Below are 21,106 nucleotides of genomic sequence, written 5' to 3'. Positions count from 1 at the left end.
CGGCGGCACAGGGCGGCCATGTGGTCCCGGTCGCCCTGCTCGCCAGCCTGACCTGAAAGTGTGGCGATTCGCGTCACAAGCGCGGGGCCGACCAGTGGTGTGAAAGGGCGGGCGTGAGCTTCCGCCAGCAGAGCGTCGCGCTGCGGGTGGTAGCGCCAATTCGTCGATATTCCGGAAACCATCAATCATCAGGGACCCGAGCGAAACTTGCCGTCAAGGCGACGTTTGAGCACACAGGCGTTACGGAGGGCGCGGCAATCGAGCTGGTCGTGCCGTTTCACGGAATGGGCTTGGGCGCGGTGAACGGTATGTCTCAGATAATGGGTGCGAAAGGTCCGGTTTCTGACCTGTGCACAATGTCCGCATATGGGGCCGTGCAGTCACCGTGCATTGCTAACAGCCATGTCCGCTCTCCACCCGAAAGAGACGCTGAGAGAGTCCGCTTTCAGCCGGTGCGGTTGGTCTTTGGAGCGGTGTTGAACAGCGGACACTCCGCACCGGCGCTGCGAGTCAGGATCGGCTGTTAGTCCGCCCTGCCTGCTTTGGGCCCAAGCCCCATTCCACGAAACGGCACGGTGCGTGCGAATGCGTCGCGGTCCCGCCGCTAGGGGGGTGAGCGCTTCACCGAAGCCTTTTGAGCGTCTTCCTCTTGTTTGGCGGCCTCGTCGCCGTCGCCGACCTTTTCCTCGACGCTGGCTGAGAAGCGCTGGTAGACGCCCAGCCCCACGAGTACGAGGACCGAGACCAGAACCAGGGCGGTGGGATAGCCCAGCATGGCGACATCGCTGCGCGCGGTCTTGAACACTACCACCAGCCCCTCGAGGAACAGGGCGATGACGATGGTGGACAGGAACTTCGTCAGAGAGCGCCGGGCCACGGCGGCTCCGCGCTTTTCATGGTCGCCGGTGACCTCCTCCTCAAACATGTATTTGGCCACGTCGAAGACGGCGATGGCGACGATGACATAGCCCAGAGCCGCCAAAATGGCGTCGCCGGCCGCGTCGACGGATCCACTACCGGCCTTGGTCAGTTCCATCAGGCCCACGCCCATCAGGCCGAAAGCCAGAAGCAGGAGCACAAGGCTGGTGGCCCCGAAGACAAGGCGGGAGATGAAGGTCATGGGACGCGTCCTCGCATGCTTTCGCCAGACGCCGTCCAAAAGCGGCTAAGCTTGAAATGAGAAAACGCCCGCACCCCGATCACGTTGCCCGGCTTGACAAGATGACGCTGCCTCATCGGAAAAGCTTGGTGAATCTCCCGCTCGCCGGGACTGAGCGCTCACGACACCAGACTCTTGGCAGGAGGTCGAATGTCGCCTGTTAGCAAGATCACCGAGAACGCTGAGGAGGCCCCTCGATCAAACCGCCGTCCAATCGAACTCATCGACTCGCCGGCCTTCCAGCGATCCCGGAATTCAGCCCTGTGGGCCACCGGGGAGCAGAAGCGAAGCTGCTGTTTCTTCGCCCACGCTCCGCCCCTAAAGAAAAAATATTGTGCTGCGTTCTCCGGTTACCCGAGGAGCCGCAGTTCGCGATTTGCTGCAAAATCATGGCGCATTTCGCGGAGAAGTGCGGCTGACGACGGGCGCCCGCCTTTCCTGGCGAGAAACAGGGCCGATCGCCAAAGTGAGCCGCCGGTCCCACCCTTAGGCAACTCTGCGGTCTTGCCGCCTGCGCGTTCCCAGAGTTCCCTCTGGCCTGGCCCGTGCGGATAAAGTTTCGAGGCCACGCGGATAAAGGACCCCCACTTCTCGTCAGCCGTCGGTGTGAATAAACCTTCCGTCCATTTGTCCCAGAATGACAGCAGGTCGGCAGCCGATCGGAGCGCGGGTTTGGGGTCCCTCTTTACAGTACGGTAGTGACCGAGCAGCAAATTTAGTCACTGGCCCCAGTCCGCTCGGCAAGGAGGCTCCCCAGCAGCTCAGCATCGCCCGTCGCCAACACTGGCCAGAGCGCAACGGTACTTTGCACCCAGCCGGTAAATCTCGACTGATCGAGGTTCGGCAGCGCCGCCGCGATGTGGATTGGCGTCGAGATCGGACGCCATCGAAAGGCGACCTCGGTGGTCGAATTCGCAATATAACAGTACTTTAGCGTGCATGATGACTGGCGTCCGTCGGGACCCCGTTTGGCCCCGAGATATTAAGCTCATTCAATATGTTATTTCATATTGGGTGGGGTCCCGCCTTGAACGCCGATCAACAGCTCTGCGATCTCCGGACGTCAAATCGCCAGTTCACGGCAACCGGTTCCGAGACACCTGGCTAACCGGCCGAGAGCGCGTCCATCCGCGGAACTTAGTATTAATTTGGGCACTCTGCCCGTCATGGAAAAGCTGTTCGTCCGTTTCGCGACCCTGACCGCCAAGATCGCTGGCAAACCTTGGACATTTATCGCCTGCCTCATGATCGTGCTGATCTGGGCCGTGAGCGGGCCAGTGTTTAAGTTCAGCGAGACCTGGCAGCTGGTGATCAACACCGGTACGACCATCATCACCTTCCTGATGGTGTTCCTGATCCAGAACACCCAGAACCGTGACGGGGCGGCCATGCAGGCCAAGCTGGACGAACTGGTCTATGCCGTGAAGAAGGCCGACGCCCGGTTCGTCGGCATCGAGCACCTGACCGAGCGCGAACTGGACAAGATCCTGGAGGAGGTCGAGCACCGCGCGATCGAGGTCCACGCCGGCAAGCCTGCCCGCGCCATCAAGGGTCGACCCGCCGTTCGGGCCGAGGCAGCTGAGGCCGTGCAACCCAAGGCCGCGACCTCTGTGGCCAAGGCGAGACCCGCGACCAACGATCGCGCCAAGGCCTTGGCATGAGCGATCTGGTCGCCAATGTGTTCGGAACGGCTGCGGCCCTATTTTCGATCACCAGCTTCGCCCCGCAGATAGTCAAGATCTGGAAGGAACGAGACGCGTCGTCGGTGTCGCTGAAAACCTATTCGCTGACGGTGATGTGTTTCGTGCTGTGGGTCATATACGGCGTGCTGACCAAGGCTTGGCCGGTGACGATCGCCAATGCCGCTGCGCTGGTGATGGCGGCGGGCGTGCTGGGTATGAAATGGCGGTTCAAGGACGGCGAGCCTGACGGGTGAACCCCGTGCTGTTGACTAAAGGATCTTCACACGCGCGGGTGTTGCCAGGATAAAACTCTAAGCTTCTGTTCGGGCCCAATTCATGGGCGCCAGCCGGACGAAAAAGCGACGAAGTTCAGCAGAGGGTGGTCGGTCAATAGACCTACACAACTCGCCTGTTGGGCATTAACTTCAACTGATGGCACTAATTATGTCTTTAACCTGACAGCGCCCTGCGCGGCTAGAGTCCGGCTTCGACGGCGATGCGGATCGCGTCGGCGATGTTGTGGGTGCCCAGCTTTTCCAGCACGAGGGCGCGGTGCATCTTCACCGTCTTTTCGCTCAGATCCAGGTTCTGGGCGATCTGCTTGCTGCGCTGCCCGGCAGCGATTTGTTGCAGCACCTCGCGCTGACGCGGGGACAGGTCGCGCACAAGCTCGACCGCCCGCTGGTGCCGCCTGGACGTCGGGCCGATGGCGTCGTCGTCCAGTTCGACCTGCAATCCGAGGAAATATTCCAGAGCCCCGTCCTGCGAGAACACCGGGGCCACCAGCACGGCGTTGCGGAAGAGCGTGAAGTCGCGCTTGTAGTTCAGAATCTCGACCAGGGTGGCGCGCCGCGCCCGTATGCCTTGGCGGATGCGGTCCGTCGGCCATGGCTCCGTGGCCGGACCGGCCAGGAACCGGCAGTTCCGCCCGAGGATGTCCTCGGGGCCATAACCCGTCAACGCACAGAAAGCCCGGTTCACGGCGATTATCGGGTTGTCCAGCAGACGGGGATTGGTGATGACCGAGGCGATCGGACTCCCCACGATCGAGGCCTTCAGGGCATTGGCGTCATCGATGTCGTCGTAAAAATCCTGATCCATCGCCTCTCGCTTTCGGGCCACAACCTAGTCCGTCGCCCCAGCCGGGCTAAGCGTGAGGTGACACGGCTTGGCACCCGGGTCGTTGTGAGCACTTAGATGTCGGCCGAACCGATGTCCGTTGTCCACCCGTTTGAGACGTCCAGGACGTCCGCTTTGCGGAAGGCCCACCCTCAAGCATTCCTGCCGCGCGATAGCGGACGTTCCAAACGTCAGTAGAGAGTTAGAAGCGGAAGTCCCTGCCCTGCGACTTTGCGCCTAAACCCATTCCGCGAAATGGCACTGCCAGTTCGCTGACTGGCACCACCCTAGCGAGGCCCCGGCCGTGTCCGTGCCTTGGCATGATTGGTGGCAGATTGGGTACCTTCAGTGAGTTCGACGCTGTAAGATCCTACTGTCTCTTTGTTGAGGCTGTTGGCCCTAACGAACCACGTCTGGCCATCGCCTGTGAAGGCTACCGCTGCGTCCGTACCTCCACCCCCGTCGTCGTCCGACTGAACGGCGGCGCCGGAACACTGGCCCGAACCGACGCTAAGGTAGGCGTCGAAGTCTGCTGATCGCATGAGCACGCGATACCCCGATCCAGGCGAGGTCTCCACCGGGTAGCAATCATAGTAGCTGTCGTCGCTCAGCTTAGCATCCGAAGACGCCAGGTCTCCCGTGATGGGCTGTCCCAAGGCAAGGCTCGTCGAACCGGTGCCCTCACCCAGTTCCACCGTGTAGTAGCCGCGCATATCTGCCACGAGGCTGTTAGCCCTGACAAACCACGTTTGCCCGTCGCCGGTGAAGTGGCGCTGTCAGGATAACCGCGCCGGGTTGAGAAGCCCCCTACCCCGCCGCCCTTCAGGCAACCGCAGCCGCCCATGCGGCATCAGCATCGGCGCGGAAGCGGCGAAGTGTGGGTCTGCTAATCAAATGGCGTTGGATGTTGAAGGTGTTGTAAATCGCCGCGTGGGTGGTGAGGAATCTCTGGGCTGAAGCTTGGGATTTGAACCGCTGCCGCTGTCGCTCTCGTCGTCGGATCGGGAGGTGGGAGTTCTCAACGCGGTTGTTTTCTCGAAGCCGACCCGGCCGGTGCAGATGCCTCAGATCCAGCTGATTCAGAGCCGCGCCGTATGAGGCCGGGCCGTCGGTCGTGATCGTCTGCGGCTCGACCAGTTGGTTGTGAAGGAGACGCCTGAGCAGCTTCAACGCGGCCTCTGTGTCCCGCCGACGCTGGACGACGAGGTCGAGGACCTCGCCTTCGTCATCGACAGTTCGCCACAGAAATATCCGCTTTCCACCGATCGAACAGACCATCTCGTCCAAGTGCCAGCGAGGCGATGGAGCTGCCCTACTGCGCTTCAACCGCCTCGCGATCAGCGGTCCGAACTTGATCGTCCAGCACCGGATCGTCTCATAGCTGACGTCGATCCCGCGTTGCGCCAAGAGTTCCTCGACGTCACGAAAACTGAGGCTGAAGAGGAAGTAGAGTCAGACGGCATGGCGGGTGACGTCCGCCGGGAACCGGTGGCGCTTAAACGAAATCGGCTTCACGAAATATGGTCCCCGTCAGTGGCTTACGCCGCAGATACCGGAGACCTTTTATCGTACGCCTGCCAGAACCGCTCAACCACCTGGCTACTCATGGCCTCGGTTCAGCTCATGACCCGACGACCCGCAAACCACTGAACATAATCAGAAACATTATGAGTCAGACTCTAAGGGTCAGAGGTTTACCTCCGCGTGGCCTCCTTTGATTTTGTTGGTTACGTCCATACCGAGCATCATACGGGCGGTGTTGATTACGCCGAGCTCTCCGGCCCAGATCGACGCTTCGCCCAGATCCATACGCATCAAGAGCAGGTTAGGGTCTTCTTTGCCGCCGGGGAACCAGGCTTCGACAAAATTGCTCCATTGCTTGTCGAGCCTTTCGCGGCTGGTTTCTTCGCTCAGAACGCCCGAAAAGCGGCAGAAAACATCGTGGGTCTTGGATTGATAGGTGGCAGTTGCCGGTCCCATTGCTCCGAACCGGCTGTTGCGCCCGGTGAAGAACCAAATCGCTGAGTTGGCGTCTTTATCGAGCTGCGCGGTCATCGGCGCTGCACTGTCCTGATCTTCACCCAGCTGGAGCATGACGAACGAAGATTGCTTCATCGCCTGCCAAAACTTGTCCTTCAGATGAGTTGCATTGCCTTGTTCATAGTTCATTGGGGCTGGTCCTTGGGGTCCCGCATTTAAGCCGCGTGGAGGCTAAGTTGTTCCGTCGTTCCTTGTAAATACTCGTACGATGCGAGGCGTTTCCCGATCCGCTTAGCGATTGCGGCGTGGGCTCTTCTTGTCGCCAGCTGAACATTGGAACCGACCGCAAGGCACATGGTTTAGGGCGTGCGCCACGTTGCGCCAGATCACCCAAAAAGGACGTTTGCTATGCATGATATCGTAGACACCGCTGTGGCCGCCGGCTCGTTCAAGACCCTCGTGGCTGCCGTGACGGCAGCTGGCCTCGTGGACACCTTGAAGGGCGCGGGTCCATTCACCGTTTTCGCGCCGTCGGACGACGCTTTTGCGAAGCTGCCTGCGGGCACTGTGGATGAACTGGTCAAGCCGGAAAATAAGGAAAAGCTGACCAAAATCCTCAAGCTCCATGTAATTCCGGGAAAGGTCATGGCCGCAGACATCAAAGGTAAGAAGATGAGTCCAGCGTCGGCCTCAGGCGAGACGCTTGACGTGGATGGCACCGACGGTGTGAAGGTGAGCGGAGCGAAGGTCACCTCGGCTGACATCGAATGCACCAATGGAGTCATTCATGTGATCGACTCAGTCATCATGCCCAAAGACTGATCGACTACAACTTGTGGACAGGAAACGACAGTACGAAGGTACTGTCGTTTCCTGTTCTTGGTGATGCGACAAGAAAGGCTCATCTCAAGGTTTGCGGGCTCAAGACGGCAGCGCGAAATTTGCTAGCTGAGCTAGGGCCTGACAGGTTAACTTCGCCAAGCCGAGAGCCCCCTGCCCCGCCGCCCTTCAGGCAACCGCGGCTGCCCATGCGGCATCAGCATCGGCGCGGAAGCGGCGAAGTGTGGGTCTGCTGATCAAATGGCGCTGGATGCTGAAGGTGTTGTAGATCGCCGCGTGGGTGGTGAGGAATCTCTGGGCTGAGGCCTGGGATTTGAACCGCTGCTGCTGTCGCTCTCGTCGTCGGATCGGCAGGTGGGAGTTCTCTGCCCGATTGTTCTCACGAAGCCGGCCGGGTCGATGCAGATGCCTCAGATCCAGGACATCGAGCGCCGCGCCATAGGAGGCCAGGCCGTCCGTCGTGATCGTCTGAGGCTCGATCGGCTGGTTGTGTAGCAGGCGTCGGAGAAGCCTCAACGCCGCCTCTGTGTCCCGCCGGCGCTGGACCACGAGGTCCAGGACCTCGCCTTCATCGTCCACTGCGCGCCACAGATACATCCGCTTGCCGCCGATCCAGCAGACCATCTCGTCCAGGTGCCAGCGCGGCGACGGGGCCGCTCGCCGCTTCTTCAGCCGCCGGGCGATCAAGGGGCCGAACTTGATGGTCCAGCACCGGATCGTCTCGTAGCTGACGTCCACACCGCGGGCCGCCATCAGTTCCTCAACGTCACGAAAACTGAGGCTGAAACGAAAGTACAGCCAGACGGCATGGCGGATAACATCTGCCGGAAACCGGTGACGCTTGAACGAAATCGGCTTCACGAAATATCATCCCCGTCAGTGGTTTACGCCACGAATACCGGAGACCTTTTATCGTTCGCCTGACAGCACCCCCCGATTCGTCACCGGCCGAAGCAGGCTTCAAGTCAGCAGTGCCGTCCGGACGAAAGAGTATTCCCGACCCACGTTGCTAACGCTTACAAGCGTGTACCCCTTTGCCCTGATGGCGGAAACACTCCGAAGCGTTTCGGCGGTCGAATGCTCATACATGCCGTGGTGGAACTCAATCAACATCTGATCGGGAAGCGGCCCACCTTCCAACATGTCATCAATAACTTCGTACTCAAATCCCTCGATATCGATCTTCAACAAATCAATATGTCTATGATCCAAGTCCTCGACTATTGTACTCAGGCGCTTTACTTGACATTGTACGATGCGGTCGTCTGGCGTATCATTCGATACAGTACCAAAGGAGTCCCAGCCTTCTAGCTCAGGGACCAGGAATTCAGCAAATCCGTCTTTTGCTGCAAGTCCAACAGCATGATAGCGATACTGCAGCGGCAGCGATTGCTTCGCGATCCACGCACTCGCGTTTGGCGTTGGATCGAACCCATGCACGTCGCAGCCGACAATCCGTATGACCTCCAAGTCGAATGAGATGTCAGTGCCGATGCCTACGAGGTACACGATGGAGTTCTTGTTCAAGAACTGAGGGAGGAACGACCATCCGCCATACTTAGTGCCCACATGGACAGGCCTAGGCGCCCCGCGATCAGGCTCGTGGACACGCTTCCCTCGAACACGGGCATACGCCCGATGAAGGGGACCAACCGAATGCAGAGCTTGTATAAGAAGTGCTTTCACGGCCGATCCACCTCCAGCGTCACCATTAGCGACCGGCTACCCCAATCTGTTTCGTTAGTAGACGCCTCTCTCGATTACAAGCGACTCCAACCTCGCCGGGCTCAGCCGCCGCCCGCTTCCATCATACAGAGTTCGACGGCTAGTGATCCACTAGCCACGGCCGGCGACAATGTGAAGCCAACTGCGGATTTTAAAGCCAAAAAGTTGGCTCCCGGCACGTAACCGCGTTAGCTTCGCCAGCAGCTATACGCAGGGGAAACAATTGAAACGTGATCGAAAAGTTGCCCTAGTGACCGGTGTGACAGGCCAGGACGGAGCCTATTTGTCCAGACTCCTGCTGAGCAAAGGTTATGTCGTTCACGGCTTGAAACAACGTTCGTCGTCGGTCAACGCGGGGCGTATCGAGCATTTGTATCAAGATCCGCATGTGCCGGATCCGAGTTTTATCCTCCACTACGGTGACAGGTAAGCTCCGCTCAGCCGAATAACCTGAACGCACAAAGTGTTTGCCCATGCAGGGGGTCAGATAGAAGCTATGCCCAAGCTTATTCCCACCACGTCGAAAGATGCCGCAGCGGCATCTACCGGTCTCGATTATGTGCTCATAGCTGGCGCACCTATCAGCGACGTCACGATGGATACCGCGGTTGAGCGCCTAAAGAGTTGGGTGTCTTCGAAAGGATCCAAGTATATCTGCGTCGCTGATGTGCACAGTGTCATGCGTGCCAGACGTGACCCATCGCACGAGATGGCCCTCAGAAACGCGGACATGGTTACGCCGGATGGCCAACCTCTCTCTTGGGTCTCCGCCTTGTTGGGTCGACCAGCGATGCGACGTGTCTGCGGGCCTGACTTGATGCTGCGCCTCATAGACGACGGCCGGGACTTAGGTTGGCGACACTTCCTATATGGCGGCACCGAAGATGTCGTTCGAAACCTAAAGGTTCGCCTAGAGAGCCTTTATCCAGGCGTGCACATCGTTGGAGCCTATTCTCCCCCATTTCGAGATCTAACCCCTGCTGAAGACGATCAAGTTGTACAGATGATCCGACGGACGACCCCCAATATCGTTTGGGTAGGGCTGGGCTGCCCCAAGCAGGAACGTTGGGCCATGACTCATTCCGAGCGGCTACCGCGGACTGTGTTAATCGGTGTCGGAGCAGCGTTCGACTTTCATGCTGGAGCGATTGCCCGAGCTCCTCGCGTATTCCAGCGCCTCGGCGTCGAATGGTTGCACCGCTTGGTACACTCTCCACGTCGACTTTGGCGTCGGTATCTGATTGACGCACCGCAGTTCGTGATGATCTCTGCGGCAGAGATATTCAAGCGGAATACTCTGAAGTTTACGGCGATTTCGCAGGGTAGGGACAGTTCTGAACAGTCCGCCCAATGAAAAGTTGTGTTTTTATTTGTTTCAGGTGAATAACTGGTCAAGTCGCCCTCGACAACATGATCGCAACAAGTTCGACCGCGCTGCTCCTGCTACCCCCGCCCAAACAAATTTGGACCTAAAGAAATGCGGGTGACGATCCTTAACAACATGGTCACGCCCTATACCAATAGGCTATACGTCGAGCTTCAGGCATTAGGTGCCGATCTTGACGTGGTGTCATGCACAGGCTCGGAGCCAAATCGCGATTGGCCGGCACCCGACCGGCCAACCTACCGACATTCCGTTCTGCCCGGCATTACGGTGCGACTAGCTGAAAATCGGTTCGCCCATCTGAACGCCGGAGTTATCAGGCACCTCAGTAGAACGAAGCCCACGATCCTCGTGATCAACGGCTTCTATCCAACCATGCTCATCGCGGCAGTTTGGGCTATTTTTCGCCAAGTCCCCTTAATACTGACGGTTGATGGATGGGCGCGAGACATGCCGACGTCTATCTACCACCATTTCGCACGCCGGTTGATTTTATCCAGAGCGGCCGCAGTAGTCACGTGTGGTGACAAAGGTCATGACTATTTTGTCTCTCAAGGGGTACCAGAAGAACGGATCCTTGTATGTCCACTAGTACCCGCCTGGTCCGCGCAAGGCCCTATTGTACCTCTTGAGGCACGGCAGTTTGAAGTTTTGTGGGTTGCCCACGTTAACAATACCGTCAAGAACGCGACATTCGTAGGCGAGCTGGCGATCGCGCTCAAAGCGCGCATGGCAAAGTTGAAGGTTCGCTTTGTCGGCCGCGGTCCGGCGCTTTCTGACTTATTGCACCGACTCGACGACGCTGGTGTCAATTATACGCATAGCGCCACCGTACCTTGGAACGAGATGGAAATGGTTTACAGCCAGGCAAAAATTTTAGTCCTGCCGTCGCTCCAAGAGCCGTGGGGCCTCGTGTGCAACGAGGCGATGCAAACAGGAACGCCATGCGTTGTGTCGGAATATGTGGGGGCCGCGAATGACTTAGTCATCGATGGCGTGAACGGCCTAGTGTTACCGCTCGAAGTTGGCAGTTGGGTCGAATCAATCTGTCGTCTTATGACTAACAGTCCCGAGTTAGAGCGACAGCAAACAGAGGCGGTCAAGTTTGCAGGCATGCGGAGCATCGAAAGATCTGCGCGCCTGTGGCATGAACTTCTCAAGTCCGTCAAGGCGAGTATCGATGCCGCTTGATAAAAGTCAGCCAATGAGACCGCTCGCTTGGGTACTCCTTGTGTCGTCGGTGCTCATGCTCTCGACTTTTCCGTACATGATATTTAGCAAGTCGGATTTGATAGTTATCACGTCGCGTGCATCTGAGTCCGCCGCTTACAAGTACATTTGGTTCACTCTCTATTTTCTGCTGGCATTTTCGATAAGCTGGCATTGGCGTAGCGTCGCGCCCAGGTTGGTCACGCTTATTTTGCCATCGCTCATCTTAATATCAGGCGCTCTTGGTTACATGGGACACAGGGTCGAACCTGTCGCTGCTGCCCGTCTCTTAATGTACGGCTCGACGATCTTATTCGCCTTTTGGGCAGCCAACAGATTCACGCGCCAACAGGTTTTTGACGCGATGTTTTTAGTTGGGTGCATAACCAGTGTTCTGTTCTGGGCGTTGTATCCTTTTTATTCTGGGTACACTTATATTTATGATCAGCTGGGTCGGACAAATTTGCTGGGCCTATCTCCATACGCAGCGCCTTTTGCTCACAAGAATCTCGCTGGCGGATTCTTTGCTCTATGTATTGTAATAGGTTTAGTTCGGATCTCTGACAGAGCGATTCGTACTGGCCCCGTTCATGTACTCTTCCTCGCCCTTATGACGCTATGCTTGTTGATGACCGGCGCCATCAATCCAGTCGTTAGCCTTTTTGCGGTCCTGCCGCTTATGCCGCTTCTCCTATTTATCAAGCGTGATCAGCGTCTGGCCAGTCTATATTTTGTCCTGGCTTCTATCGCGACAGCTCTAACTGTCCTTGTCGCGAGTCAGGTGTTGTCTCTTTTTGGCAGGGATCTCGGCTTTACGGGTCGCAGCTTTCTCGTCGAGGTTTTCCCGCTATTCTATGGGCGTCGCCCACTTACTGGATACGGTTATGATCAGTTTTTCGCAGACTCGCCATTAGCACCGGCGGTCGAGTTGATGTCACTTCAGCCCTGGCACACATTTTATAACTTTGAGAGTTCTTACCTGCAGATCCTAATTGACTTCGGTCTTATTGGTTTTGTGCTCTTCATAATCTTGCTTGCCGGGGTGTGCATTCGGAGCTGGCGGCTTGCCATGTCTACGGCAGATTTTGTCCACGTAACTCCCCTGCTGCTGGCCGCTTATCTTATCGTGTCGTCATTTGGGGACACATATTTAGGACTCCACAACTGCCTAGTACCCTTCGTGATGTTTTTCCTCTATTTCAGCCTGCCGCCGCTTGCTAAGAAAAGTTCAAGCGGGTTTGCGCGCCATGCCCCAACGGTGGCTGAACGCAGTGCCTGATTTGACGCGGAAGGCTCGAGCGTAGCCCCTATGATTAGATTTGGATCTCGGTTCTACGGTCAACTTTTTGGGTTGCGGCAAAATGCACAGCTTCTCTCCCTTGGCCTCATCGAGCAAGGGCTCATCACTGGCTCGTCCTTTGCTTTCACAGCCATCGTGGCAAATGCGCTTGGAGCGTCGGATTTCGGTATTTACAGCGTTGCCTGGTCCTTTTTGATGTTGGCAGAGACCAGCCTTTGGGGATTCTTCGGCGACTCCCTCCCGTCGACATTGAACAAAATCCCAGTCTCAAAAGCGCCGGAGGCGCGCGGTGGATTGCTTGCTCTGTCGTTATCGGCCAGCTGCATCCTGGCTGCGGGCTTCGTGCTAGCCGCGGTTGTCTCGCTCAGATGGGGCAATGACTGGTTTGCGCTATTGGTCGCCGCAGGAGCCGCGCTGATAGCCTTACGGGCTCAAACGATGTTTCGGCGCATATGCTATCTCGACTTCCAGCGGCGTCCGGCATTGGTGAGTGCGATCGTCTTTTCAGTCTCGCTCGTCAGCGGCGGCCTTGTCCTCAAGTTTGCGAACTTGGCATCGCCTTCAAGCGCGATGGGTGTCCTCAGCGCAGCTAGTTTCCTAGCCTTCCTTCCAATTCTGCGACGCCCTGTGCCGATAAAATCGCCAGAGAGACGACTGTTGTTGTGGCTAGCAGCTCGCTTGATCCATACCGGCCATTGGGTCTCTCTGTCATCAGCACTGTCTTGGCTCGGCAATCTTGGGGTGATCCCGGTTACCGCTATGTTGGCTGGCTTGGAAGCCAGTGGGGTCTTGCGCGCCGTTCAGACCGTGGTCAGCCCGATGAGCCAGGCGAATGCAGTCGTTTCCTCCGTACTGGTACCACGTCTCGCGAAAGCTAACCGCGAACGTCGCCCAAGCTCGCCCTGGCCTGCGATCGTGATTTATTTGATAGCTTCTGTCCCATATGCGTTAACGATGTCCCTCGCGGGCACACCGCTGTTGACTCGCCTGTTCGGCCCAGACTTTGCTGCTGCGGGAGGTGCGGTGATTGCCGTCGCGACCTTCGGGTACGCGATTGAATCGATACGCTTCGGGCTGAACGCCAGTATGCTTGCGGATGGCCGCACTCGCTTCCTTTTCATTAGCCAATGCGTGGCCTTGTCCACGCTTGCAGTCATCCTCCCATATATGTCAGTGCAATTTGGCGTTTTGGGCGTCGTGCTTGCAATGACGATTGCTAATAACGCAGGCACTTTGTTCACGTTAACCGCATTTATCTGCGGCAAGTCAAAAGTCGGAGCTCGGCCCTATAAGTCGCCTCATGAGAAGACCGAAGGGCTATGAATAAACAGAGGTCCACGATTGTTGGCCTTCAGCACCTTCGGGGAATAGCTGCGCTTTTAGTCGTCATCGATCATGCATCTGGAATGATGGCCGAGCAATTTCTGTGGACTCCCCCGCCGCTTGATCTTCTTCGGTTCGGCTGGATAGGGGTCGATATATTCTTTGTGATCTCTGGCTTCATAATCACTCTCACCGCTTTTGACGGCCCGCGCCTCACGCCGCGTGTCGACAAGTGGGAATTTTTTGCCAACCGCGCCGTCCGGATCCTCCCCCTTCTTTGGATTGTAGTGATTGCGTACGCGGTGTTGAGGGGTTTCACTGGCAAGTTTGACGATCTCGATGCCTCGATTCGCGCATTTTTCTTATTTCCAATAGGCGAGGTCCGACCGAATGTCGTTTGGACGCTCCGGCACGAGCTTTTATTTTACACGGTGTTCGCTCTCACCCAGTTCTCTAAGCCGTGGGCCCGTCCAATCCTGTGGCTTTGGTTCATCAGCCCATTACTCCTTTGGGCGATACAGGCCGGAGCAGGTGTAACGATCAGGACGAATGAAATCGCGTCGTTTGTATTCCATCCGGCTAATATAGAGTTTGGCGCAGGATTCGTGGCGGGAGTGCTCTACCTCCGGTCATCCTCCTTCGTGACCGGTTTTAGGCTCGGTGGCTTACCTACACTCTACGTAGCGAGTGGTGTTACATTCTTGATATCCGCCAGGCTGAACCTACACGGCGTTTCGCTACCGGGTGCTGCGATTCTGTGTCTTCTTGGAGCCGTCTTGGTTGCAATAGCCCTTGGCGTGAAAGACGGCCCTGGGCGGCTCTCCTCAATGAGCCGGCTTATCGGCGATGCCTCGTACTCACTATACCTTACTCATGGCATTGCGATATTGGCGTTGCTGTCTGTTTGGCAAGCAGCCGGTCTGCCTCGGATCCCCATAATGATTGAAATAGTGGCGGTCCTCGTTGCGATAATTGCCGGAATATTTGTCCATCTATGTGTGGAGAGACCTCTGCTGAAGTTGGCACGCGCACGGATGCGAACTATTTTCCCGCGTCAAAATGCACAGTTACCCGAGGGCGGCTCGTGAAGATCCTGATCGCTCACAACAGATATCAACAGCGAGGTGGAGAGGACGCCGTCGCAGATTTCGAAGCTAACGCTTTACGTGATCGCGGCCATATAGTTGAGAGGTTGACTGTCGATAACGATAACATCGACCGCCTCTCTCGCAAAATTCTCGCTTCGGCTCGCAGTCTACATAACCCGCAGTCGATTCGACTTATACGCGCCCTTCTCGAGGATTTCAGACCCGATGTAGTTCATTTTCACAATACGTTTCCTACGCTGTCGCCAGGCGCTGTCGAGAGCGTATTGTCTGCGAAAGTACCGGTCGTCCAGACCGTGCATAACTACCGCCTAGTTTGTGCAAATGCCCAACTTTTTCGAAACGACGCACCATGCAACCTTTGCATTAGTTCAACAAAAATTGAAGGTGTTATCAATGGATGCTATAAAAGCTCGAGCATTGGATCTGTCGTATCTTCTATTTCGGCTCAGCGACTTAAGGCGCTCTATAACGCGAAGACCTTTCTGTACACCCTCGTTTGCTTGAATACGTTTTCGCGAGACATCTTGATTCAGGATGGATTTCGCGGTGACGGCATTGTCATAAAGGGAAATTCGGTCCCCGACCCGGGCCTAAGCTCTTCCGTGCGAAGCCAACGTGCGGTGTTCGTCGGACGATTGACATCAGAGAAGGGCGTGGATCTGTTGATGCGAATTGCTGATCGCCTGAATGGCATGATCGACGTCGTGGGTGATGGGCCAGCCCGCTCGAGGCTCGCAGAGTTGGCGTCGTCACGCCTTAAGTTGCATGGCTGGCTACCATCCCAAGAGGTGCTCCAGCTTATCAAAAGCGCCAGCGTGCTGCTGACCCCATCTAAATGGTACGAAGGGTTCCCAATCGTGATTGCAGAAGCACTAGCCTGCGGTACGCCTGTACTCGCATCGTCGCTAGGCGGACTTCCGGAACTGGTAGAAGGGTCAGGGGCTGGTTGGTGCGTGCCGCCGGATTTGGATGAGGAGTGGATCAGATCGATCAATACATTCTTGGAAAACCCGGCCCTAGTGCGGGAGTTCGGACTACGCGGCAGATTGGCCTATGACACAAGCCACTCGCCTCAGTCTAACATTGACAGACTTATAGAAATCTACAGCGATGCAGTGCTCACAGCGAGGTCGCTCAAGTGATTGACGATCTAGAATTACTGGGAGCTGCGACTGAGATTGACGCGGATATTTGTATCGTCGGCGGAGGTGCGGTTGGACTGAGCCTAGGAGTTAAACTGGCTGAGATGGGAGTTGTCCCGCTAATCATAGAGAGCGGCGGGATCAGCCTCGAAAGCGACAGCCAAGAGCTCTCCGATGGAGACAGCGTCGGACACCCCTTCAATAGCCTAAACCTAGGCCGTTATCGCGTCCTGGGCGGTTCCACCACTTTCTGGGGCGGTCAGCTTCATGAGTTTGACCCGATATTGTTCGAAGCAAGGCCTTGGTTGGGAATAAGCGCTTGGCCGATCAGTTCTGAAGCGCTGCGGCGATACTATGACGAAGCCTATACTATGCTGGGAGTCGGCAATGCTGAGCGTTTTGATGCCGACGTTTGGCGTCGTATTGGGAATCTTGATCCCAGCCATGGCGAAGATTTGGACTTGGTTCTCAGCAGGTGGGTTCCAACACGAAATCTTGCACGCCATTACCTGCCCACTCTGAAGGCTATTAAAGGCCCTAGAGTTATCGTCCACGCGACGATGACACAGCTTGACATTAATCCCAGCTCCCCGATTCGCCTGACGTTCAAGTCACTGAGCGGTCAAGAACTCCTTGTTAAGGCGAAAAAGGTTGTGCTCGCATGCGGCTCAATCGAAATCGCTAGAATTTTGCTTGCTGAAGCAAGGCGAGACCCAACTGTACCTTGGGCCCGGAATCCCTGGGTTGGCACAGGCTTCGCCGATCATATCGTGTGCGACGTTGGGACTGTGGAAATCCACGACTACAAGCGGTTTCACGACCTCTTCGACAGCATTTATCTCGGAAAGTTCAGATATTATCCAAAGCTGAGAAGTAGCAACTCCGCTCAGCGTCGTCTCGAAATGCCTGAGCTTGGTGCCCATTTCGTTTTCGACAATCGATTCTCGTCTCACCTCGATAATATCAAGCTTTTTGTTCGTTCATTGCTGGAGGGACGCTTACCGTCAAATCCGTTGGCCATGCTGCGGCACGTTTTAGCTGTGGCATCAATTTCGCTGCCGTTGATATTCCGATACTTCAAAGACAGGCGGTCGTTCAAACCACATGATGGATCTGCGCGCCTTGAAGTATTTTCTGAACAGCTGCCCTGCGCGGCGAGCAGCGTGACGCTCGCGGATCGCTCCGACGTATTTGGAAATCCATTGCCAAGGCTCTCTTGGGCCCTAGACGGCCGGGAGGTACGCTCTATCCGCATTTTTGCGGAGCAGATTGCCGAGGCGCTCGCGGCCAAGGGATTGGCGGACGTAGCAATCTCTCCGGATCTCCTGCAGGAATCGCCCGAATTTCTCGATGATGCCCGGGACAATATCCATCATATGTGTACCGCCAGGATGAGTCACGACGCCACGGGCGGGGTTGTGGATGCCAATCTCCGTGTCTTCGGGACAGAAAACCTGTATGTTGCAGGCGCTGCAGTTTTCCCATCGACCGGTTTTTCTAATCCCACCTTTACGGCAATTGCATTGGCCTTAAGGCTCGCTGATGACCTGGTGGCATCATGACCCCAATCAGTGTGCTTCCGGATGGCCGGTCCACGTCCGCGCTTGGCTTTGGTTGCGCGAATCTTTTTCGCAACGACGATGGGGCCGCTAGCCAGACGCTGATAGATGCAGCCCTCGATAGCGGTATTCGGCACTTTGACGTCGCACCTTCGTATGCATGGGGACAGGCAGAAGCTTCCTTGGGGATGGCCTTGTCGGGGCATAACCTCGAAGTCACGATCGCTACAAAAGTGGGGATCAGACGACCTGCTCCTCGATCGAAGCTTGCGCAACTCCGGAGTGTTGGCGCGCCCTTTAAACGGTTCGCACCGCGGTTGTGGTCTAAACTTGGCCACGCCGCGCGTCGTACCACACAAGCGGACACATGCTTCGTCGCCGACCACGTTAGAGCCGATCTTCACCAAAGTCTCCGCGAGCTTGGCGTCTTAAAAATCGACATCTACCTACTCCACAACGTGCGGCCCGCTGACATCACTACTGATCTAGTAAATCTACTATTGGCGAAAAAGAATGATGGCTACATCGGCGAAATAGGTCTTGGAAGCTCGTACGTAGACTGCGAGCTCATTGCTTCTCAGTGGCCAGAATTGGCATCCGTGCTTCAGTTCCCGGATCGCGAAGCCGACCACATTTCATCCCGCTTTTGTATAACCCACGGAGCCATCCAACACGGACTTCATCATATCAGGAAATGGCGAGCAGAAAACGAGGAGGCTGCCCGGAACCTTAGCCCAAAGGTTGGTATCGACCTTTTTGATGATGACGAGATTGCGTCTGCCCTCTTGGGATACGCCCTATCTCGTAACGAGGGTGGGATCGTGCTTTTCTCGTCGACCCGACCTAGTAGGGTCAAACGTCTCGCGGCTGCAGCTTCAGATGTCGGCTTCCTGTCCGCAGCCTGCCAGCGTCTCCGCAGCGGAATGCAAGAAATTGATTCCCAGCGTTATCGTTAGAATTCGCGCTCTCGTCGCGGAATGGTCGAGATTATAAATGCCAGATTTCAGCGATATGTTGATCCTTCAACGAGTCATCCCGCACTATAGAGTCCCGCTCTTTGCCGAGCTTTACAACAGATATGGTCTCCGCGTCGTGACATCACGCACGCCTCCAATGGGGTCATTTTTGAATCTCATCGATCCTCAGGAGTGCTCGTTTGCCATCCCAGCCGACATTACATTTCCTAACCCAGCTCAACCTTTTCGTGCCAATGTTCCGATCAACGCAATACTCAGTAATCTTAATCCCAAGGCAGTGATCGCTGAATTTGCTTTACGAATGACGTCAACTTACCAGCTTGCCGCGGCCCGACGGCTGGGAAATTTACCAAAATTAGCGTATTGGACGCACGGTTGGCAGATCGACAAGCGCCCATCCAAGTTAGAGAATTTGTTGGTAAATGCCTTAAGACCTCCACTTCTATCAACGGCTGACGCAATCGGAACGTATACGCAGTCGGGACAGCAATGGGTGTCTCGCAATTTACCAAAGACTTGGTCAATTGCGCTTGGAAACGCCATCGACAATACTCATATTCTGGCGGCGAAGTCCCGCGCGAGCGCTCACCGCCGGGGATTTCCGCAGTTACTCTCGGTAGGTCGGATAACTGCAGATAAGTCATTTGACTTAATAATTGAGGCGTTCGCGCTTGTTCGCATGCGTCACCCGAATGCCGCCTTAACCCTCATTGGCGACGGGCCCGAACGAGAGCGGCTTAGGCAACTGATAGCCTCTCGACAAGATCCAAGTTTTGGACAGGCCGTATTGCTGACGGGTGCACTGCACGACGAAGACGACCTGGCGCCCCATTTTATGGGCGCAGACTTGCTAGTACTGGGGGGGGCTGCGGGATTGTCTGTGAACCACGCTTTAGCCTACCGTCTTCCAATAGTCGCATTTGCAGAGTCGGAGAAGGGTCCTAATCATCACCCCGAGATAGAGTACGTTATACCATCGGTATCAGGCGTCTTAGTTTCCCCTTTCACCATTTCGGCACTCGCTGATTCTATCTGTGAGATAGTTGAGTCCAGTGAGCACTTAGTTCTGCGTGAAAGTCTGGCCAACATTAATCCGGCTCCGTCTATTCAGACTGTTGCGGATCGGTTTGGAGAGTTGTGTGAGAGGCTCCGGTGATGCGCAGGTCTGCTTAGTGCTGCGGTCCTCTCCGAGACCGCCCTGCTTACAGGGCGCTTAGTCGTTGCACGTCAGGACCTGCGCGATAAAACTTGGTTTCAGAACGGCGGCCCACTGTGAACGTGATCGGACATCGCTCACCGGAAAATGGAACTGCGCGATGGTGGACTTCTGGGTTTTGCCGGTCCCTCGCCTGCCAGGTCGTAGCAGGGTTGAAGGCAATGCCAACGCCGCTCCCTCGTGCTATCGGCGCAGATGACCCGAAACATTCTCGTCACTGGCGGGGCCGGATATATCGGCTCTCACGCATGCAAAGCTCTCGCTGAAGCGGGCTACCTTCCTGTCGTATACGACAATCTTAGCCTCGGTCGCCACCAAGCAGTGCTCTGGGGGCCTTTAGTCGAGGGCGACATCCGCGACGCCGACCGCGTCGCGCGAACCCTACGCGATCACGAGATCCAAGCAGTCATCCACTTTGCCGCCCTCTCGGTCGTAGGCGAATCTGGCATCCGCCCTCTTGACTACTACGGCAACAACGTCGGAGGCCTCCTCGGCCTTCTGAAAGGCATGGCTGCAGCCACTTGTGACACCCTCGTATTCTCGTCGACCGCCGCTGTGTACGGCGAACCCAGAGTGTCTCCGATCCCTGAAGACAGTCACACCGAACCCTTGAACGTCTACGGGCGCACCAAACTCATATGCGAAACGATCCTCGCAGACACCGCCGCTGCCCACGGCGTCAAAGTGGTTTCGCTGCGATATTTCAACGCCTGCGGCGCAGACGTCGAAGGCCGCATCGGCGAGTTTCGTAGGACTGAAACACACCTCATCCCGCGAGCCTTAATGGCGCTGCAAGGCCATATCGAGGACTTTATGGTCTTCGGATCAGATTTCCCGACACCGGACGGCACCGCCATTCGCGACTACATCCACGTTGAGGATCTGGCGGAAGCCCACGTCCTCGCGCTCAAACGGCTCCTCAACGGCGATGCCGGCGGCACTTTCAACCTCGGGACCGGCCACGGCTATTCAGTCGGCGAGATACTAGCCACTATCAGCCGCATCACCGGACACACACTGGCAGCGCCCCAAGGCGGACGACGGGCGGGCGACCCAGCACGTCTAGTCGCGGATGGAAGTCGGGCTCGGACCCAACTCGGCTTCATTCCAACCCGCTCGTCGCTTGACAACATCGTCGCCACCGCTTGGCGCTGGCACCAGATCGCGCACCCGACACGAAACTCTGTTTGATGCAGCGCTGATTTGCGAGTCAGTCGGTTCACCGGCTCGCACCGACGTCCGCCTTGGCAGGTTAGGTCGCGGCTAGAGCATTTTCCGATCAGTCTGCATCGTAGCCTGCGGCGGCGAAGTAGTTTGCGCATTCCAGCGGCGAGTAGGTCTGGATGATCCGGGCGATGGCGTCCCAGAGCTGGTCGATGGAT

20 protein-coding genes and 3 pseudogenes are annotated in these 21,106 nt (G+C 56.6%); 14 read left to right on the top strand and 9 right to left on the bottom strand.

The features are described 5' to 3' along the window. The 3 genes from ACP7A5_RS16850 to ACP7A5_RS16840 form a co-directional block, all read right to left on the bottom strand. On the bottom strand, positions 1–182 hold a 182-nt coding region (locus tag ACP7A5_RS16850; RefSeq protein ID WP_426042991.1), incomplete at its 3' end, for a DUF3422 family protein. 422 nt (positions 183–604) lie between these two features. After that, on the bottom strand, positions 605–1,120 hold the full coding sequence (locus ACP7A5_RS16845) for a GNAT family acetyltransferase (RefSeq protein WP_426042990.1): 516 nt from the start codon (positions 1,118–1,120) through the stop codon (positions 605–607). Positions 1,121–1,509: 389 nt separating this feature from the next. After that, positions 1,510–1,872 (bottom strand): effector-associated domain EAD1-containing protein, encoded by a 363-nt coding sequence (locus ACP7A5_RS16840; RefSeq protein ID WP_426042989.1) that lies wholly within the window; start codon positions 1,870–1,872, stop codon positions 1,510–1,512. A gap of 453 nt (positions 1,873–2,325) precedes the next feature. On the opposite strand from ACP7A5_RS16840, the gene ACP7A5_RS16835 reads away from it, so the two are divergent. Together ACP7A5_RS16835 and ACP7A5_RS16830 are read left to right on the top strand one after the other, a co-directional pair. Then, entirely contained in the window at positions 2,326–2,820 is a 495-nt protein-coding gene (locus ACP7A5_RS16835) for a low affinity iron permease family protein (protein ID WP_426042988.1), read from the top strand. Next, complete coding sequence (locus ACP7A5_RS16830) at positions 2,817–3,095, top strand: SemiSWEET family sugar transporter (RefSeq protein ID WP_426042987.1); 279 nt, start codon at positions 2,817–2,819, stop codon at positions 3,093–3,095. Before ACP7A5_RS16835 ends, ACP7A5_RS16830 begins: the two co-directional genes overlap by 4 nt. Positions 3,096–3,315: 220 nt before the next feature. Here ACP7A5_RS16830 and ACP7A5_RS16825 read toward each other — a convergent pair whose 3' ends face one another. From ACP7A5_RS16825 to ACP7A5_RS16815, 3 genes and pseudogenes are all read right to left on the bottom strand, one after another. Next, positions 3,316–3,942, bottom strand: coding sequence for a LuxR C-terminal-related transcriptional regulator (locus ACP7A5_RS16825; protein WP_426042986.1), 627 nt, complete (start codon positions 3,940–3,942; stop codon positions 3,316–3,318). Positions 3,943–4,782: 840 nt separating this feature from the next. Beyond that, positions 4,783–5,475: pseudogene (locus ACP7A5_RS16820) on the bottom strand (IS6 family transposase). A gap of 171 nt (positions 5,476–5,646) precedes the next feature. Further along, entirely contained in the window at positions 5,647–6,129 is a 483-nt protein-coding gene (locus tag ACP7A5_RS16815; RefSeq protein ID WP_426042985.1) for a pyridoxamine 5'-phosphate oxidase family protein, read from the bottom strand. Between the two features lie 219 nt (positions 6,130–6,348). Between ACP7A5_RS16815 and ACP7A5_RS16810 the strand changes: the two genes are divergently transcribed. Continuing rightward, entirely contained in the window at positions 6,349–6,762 is a 414-nt protein-coding gene (locus ACP7A5_RS16810) for a fasciclin domain-containing protein (RefSeq protein ID WP_426042984.1), read from the top strand. A gap of 186 nt (positions 6,763–6,948) precedes the next feature. Here the strand turns inward: ACP7A5_RS16810 and ACP7A5_RS16805 are convergent, their stop codons facing one another. Continuing rightward, positions 6,949–7,641, bottom strand: coding sequence for an IS6 family transposase (locus ACP7A5_RS16805; protein WP_426042983.1), 693 nt, complete (start codon positions 7,639–7,641; stop codon positions 6,949–6,951). A gap of 99 nt (positions 7,642–7,740) precedes the next feature. Beyond that, on the bottom strand, positions 7,741–8,349 hold the full coding sequence (locus ACP7A5_RS16800; RefSeq protein WP_426042992.1) for an FkbM family methyltransferase: 609 nt from the start codon (positions 8,347–8,349) through the stop codon (positions 7,741–7,743). A gap of 379 nt (positions 8,350–8,728) precedes the next feature. On the opposite strand from ACP7A5_RS16800, the pseudogene ACP7A5_RS16795 reads away from it, so the two are divergent. From ACP7A5_RS16795 to galE, 11 genes and pseudogenes are all read left to right on the top strand, one after another. Beyond that, positions 8,729–8,929 (top strand): annotated as a pseudogene (locus ACP7A5_RS16795) (GDP-mannose 4,6-dehydratase); the annotation flags it as partial. 72 nt (positions 8,930–9,001) lie between these two features. After that, positions 9,002–9,859, top strand: a complete 858-nt coding sequence (locus ACP7A5_RS16790; protein WP_426042982.1) for a WecB/TagA/CpsF family glycosyltransferase — start codon at positions 9,002–9,004, stop codon at positions 9,857–9,859. Between the two features lie 129 nt (positions 9,860–9,988). Further along, positions 9,989–11,080, top strand: a complete 1,092-nt coding sequence (locus ACP7A5_RS16785; protein WP_426042981.1) for a glycosyltransferase family 4 protein — start codon at positions 9,989–9,991, stop codon at positions 11,078–11,080. Next, entirely contained in the window at positions 11,037–12,377 is a 1,341-nt protein-coding gene (locus ACP7A5_RS16780; RefSeq protein ID WP_426042980.1) for an O-antigen ligase family protein, read from the top strand. Before ACP7A5_RS16785 ends, ACP7A5_RS16780 begins: the two co-directional genes overlap by 44 nt. A 30-nt stretch (positions 12,378–12,407) precedes the next feature. Beyond that, positions 12,408–13,721, top strand: coding sequence for a lipopolysaccharide biosynthesis protein (locus ACP7A5_RS16775; RefSeq protein ID WP_426042979.1), 1,314 nt, complete (start codon positions 12,408–12,410; stop codon positions 13,719–13,721). Next, a complete protein-coding gene (locus ACP7A5_RS16770; protein ID WP_426042978.1) occupies positions 13,718–14,809 on the top strand; it encodes an acyltransferase family protein in 1,092 nt (363 codons plus the stop codon). The genes ACP7A5_RS16775 and ACP7A5_RS16770 overlap by 4 nt, the downstream gene beginning before the upstream one ends. Continuing rightward, positions 14,806–15,972: a glycosyltransferase family 4 protein gene (locus ACP7A5_RS16765; RefSeq protein WP_426042977.1), complete on the top strand. Its 1,167-nt coding sequence runs from the start codon at positions 14,806–14,808 to the stop codon at positions 15,970–15,972. The genes ACP7A5_RS16770 and ACP7A5_RS16765 overlap by 4 nt, the downstream gene beginning before the upstream one ends. Further along, positions 15,969–17,534 (top strand): GMC oxidoreductase, encoded by a 1,566-nt coding sequence (locus tag ACP7A5_RS16760; protein WP_426042976.1) that lies wholly within the window; start codon positions 15,969–15,971, stop codon positions 17,532–17,534. The genes ACP7A5_RS16765 and ACP7A5_RS16760 overlap by 4 nt, the downstream gene beginning before the upstream one ends. Beyond that, the gene (locus ACP7A5_RS16755; RefSeq protein ID WP_426042975.1) at positions 17,531–18,487 is read left to right on the top strand and encodes an aldo/keto reductase; all 957 of its coding nucleotides are present in this window, start codon (positions 17,531–17,533) and stop codon (positions 18,485–18,487) included. Before ACP7A5_RS16760 ends, ACP7A5_RS16755 begins: the two co-directional genes overlap by 4 nt. Before the next feature lie 37 nt (positions 18,488–18,524). After that, a complete protein-coding gene (locus tag ACP7A5_RS16750; RefSeq protein WP_426042974.1) occupies positions 18,525–19,664 on the top strand; it encodes a glycosyltransferase in 1,140 nt (379 codons plus the stop codon). 255 nt (positions 19,665–19,919) lie between these two features. Then, positions 19,920–20,915 carry a UDP-glucose 4-epimerase GalE gene (gene galE, locus ACP7A5_RS16745; RefSeq protein ID WP_426042973.1) on the top strand — a complete coding sequence of 332 codons (996 nt, stop codon included), beginning with the start codon at positions 19,920–19,922 and terminating at the stop codon, positions 20,913–20,915. An 88-nt stretch (positions 20,916–21,003) separates the two neighbouring features. On the opposite strand, the pseudogene ACP7A5_RS16740 reads toward galE, so the two are convergent. After that, a pseudogene (locus ACP7A5_RS16740) lies at positions 21,004–21,106 on the bottom strand (IS630 family transposase); the annotation flags it as partial.

Source organism: Brevundimonas sp. TWP2-3-4b1 (genome assembly GCF_049897665.1).
Taxonomy (GTDB): Bacteria; Pseudomonadota; Alphaproteobacteria; order Caulobacterales; family Caulobacteraceae; genus Brevundimonas; species Brevundimonas subvibrioides_B.
This window is presented reverse-complemented; position numbering and strand designations above follow the sequence as displayed.

What these genes read in the sequence shown, in the direction of transcription:
- ACP7A5_RS16815 (WP_426042985.1), bottom strand. Translation starts at nt 6,129, where the DNA reads ATGAACTATGAACAAGGCAATGCAACTCATCTGAAGGACAAGTTTTGG.
- ACP7A5_RS16770 (WP_426042978.1), top strand. Translation starts at nt 13,718, where the DNA reads ATGAATAAACAGAGGTCCACGATTGTTGGCCTTCAGCACCTTCGGGGA.
- ACP7A5_RS16755 (WP_426042975.1), top strand. Translation starts at nt 17,531, where the DNA reads ATGACCCCAATCAGTGTGCTTCCGGATGGCCGGTCCACGTCCGCGCTT.
- ACP7A5_RS16790 (WP_426042982.1), top strand. Translation starts at nt 9,002, where the DNA reads ATGCCCAAGCTTATTCCCACCACGTCGAAAGATGCCGCAGCGGCATCT.
- ACP7A5_RS16825 (WP_426042986.1), bottom strand. Translation starts at nt 3,942, where the DNA reads ATGGATCAGGATTTTTACGACGACATCGATGACGCCAATGCCCTGAAG.
- ACP7A5_RS16750 (WP_426042974.1), top strand. Translation starts at nt 18,525, where the DNA reads ATGCCAGATTTCAGCGATATGTTGATCCTTCAACGAGTCATCCCGCAC.
- ACP7A5_RS16835 (WP_426042988.1), top strand. Translation starts at nt 2,326, where the DNA reads ATGGAAAAGCTGTTCGTCCGTTTCGCGACCCTGACCGCCAAGATCGCT.
- ACP7A5_RS16845 (WP_426042990.1), bottom strand. Translation starts at nt 1,120, where the DNA reads ATGACCTTCATCTCCCGCCTTGTCTTCGGGGCCACCAGCCTTGTGCTC.
- galE (WP_426042973.1), top strand. Translation starts at nt 19,920, where the DNA reads ATGACCCGAAACATTCTCGTCACTGGCGGGGCCGGATATATCGGCTCT.
- ACP7A5_RS16780 (WP_426042980.1), top strand. Translation starts at nt 11,037, where the DNA reads ATGAACTTCTCAAGTCCGTCAAGGCGAGTATCGATGCCGCTTGATAAA.
- ACP7A5_RS16830 (WP_426042987.1), top strand. Translation starts at nt 2,817, where the DNA reads ATGAGCGATCTGGTCGCCAATGTGTTCGGAACGGCTGCGGCCCTATTT.
- ACP7A5_RS16775 (WP_426042979.1), top strand. Translation starts at nt 12,408, where the DNA reads ATGATTAGATTTGGATCTCGGTTCTACGGTCAACTTTTTGGGTTGCGG.
- ACP7A5_RS16810 (WP_426042984.1), top strand. Translation starts at nt 6,349, where the DNA reads ATGCATGATATCGTAGACACCGCTGTGGCCGCCGGCTCGTTCAAGACC.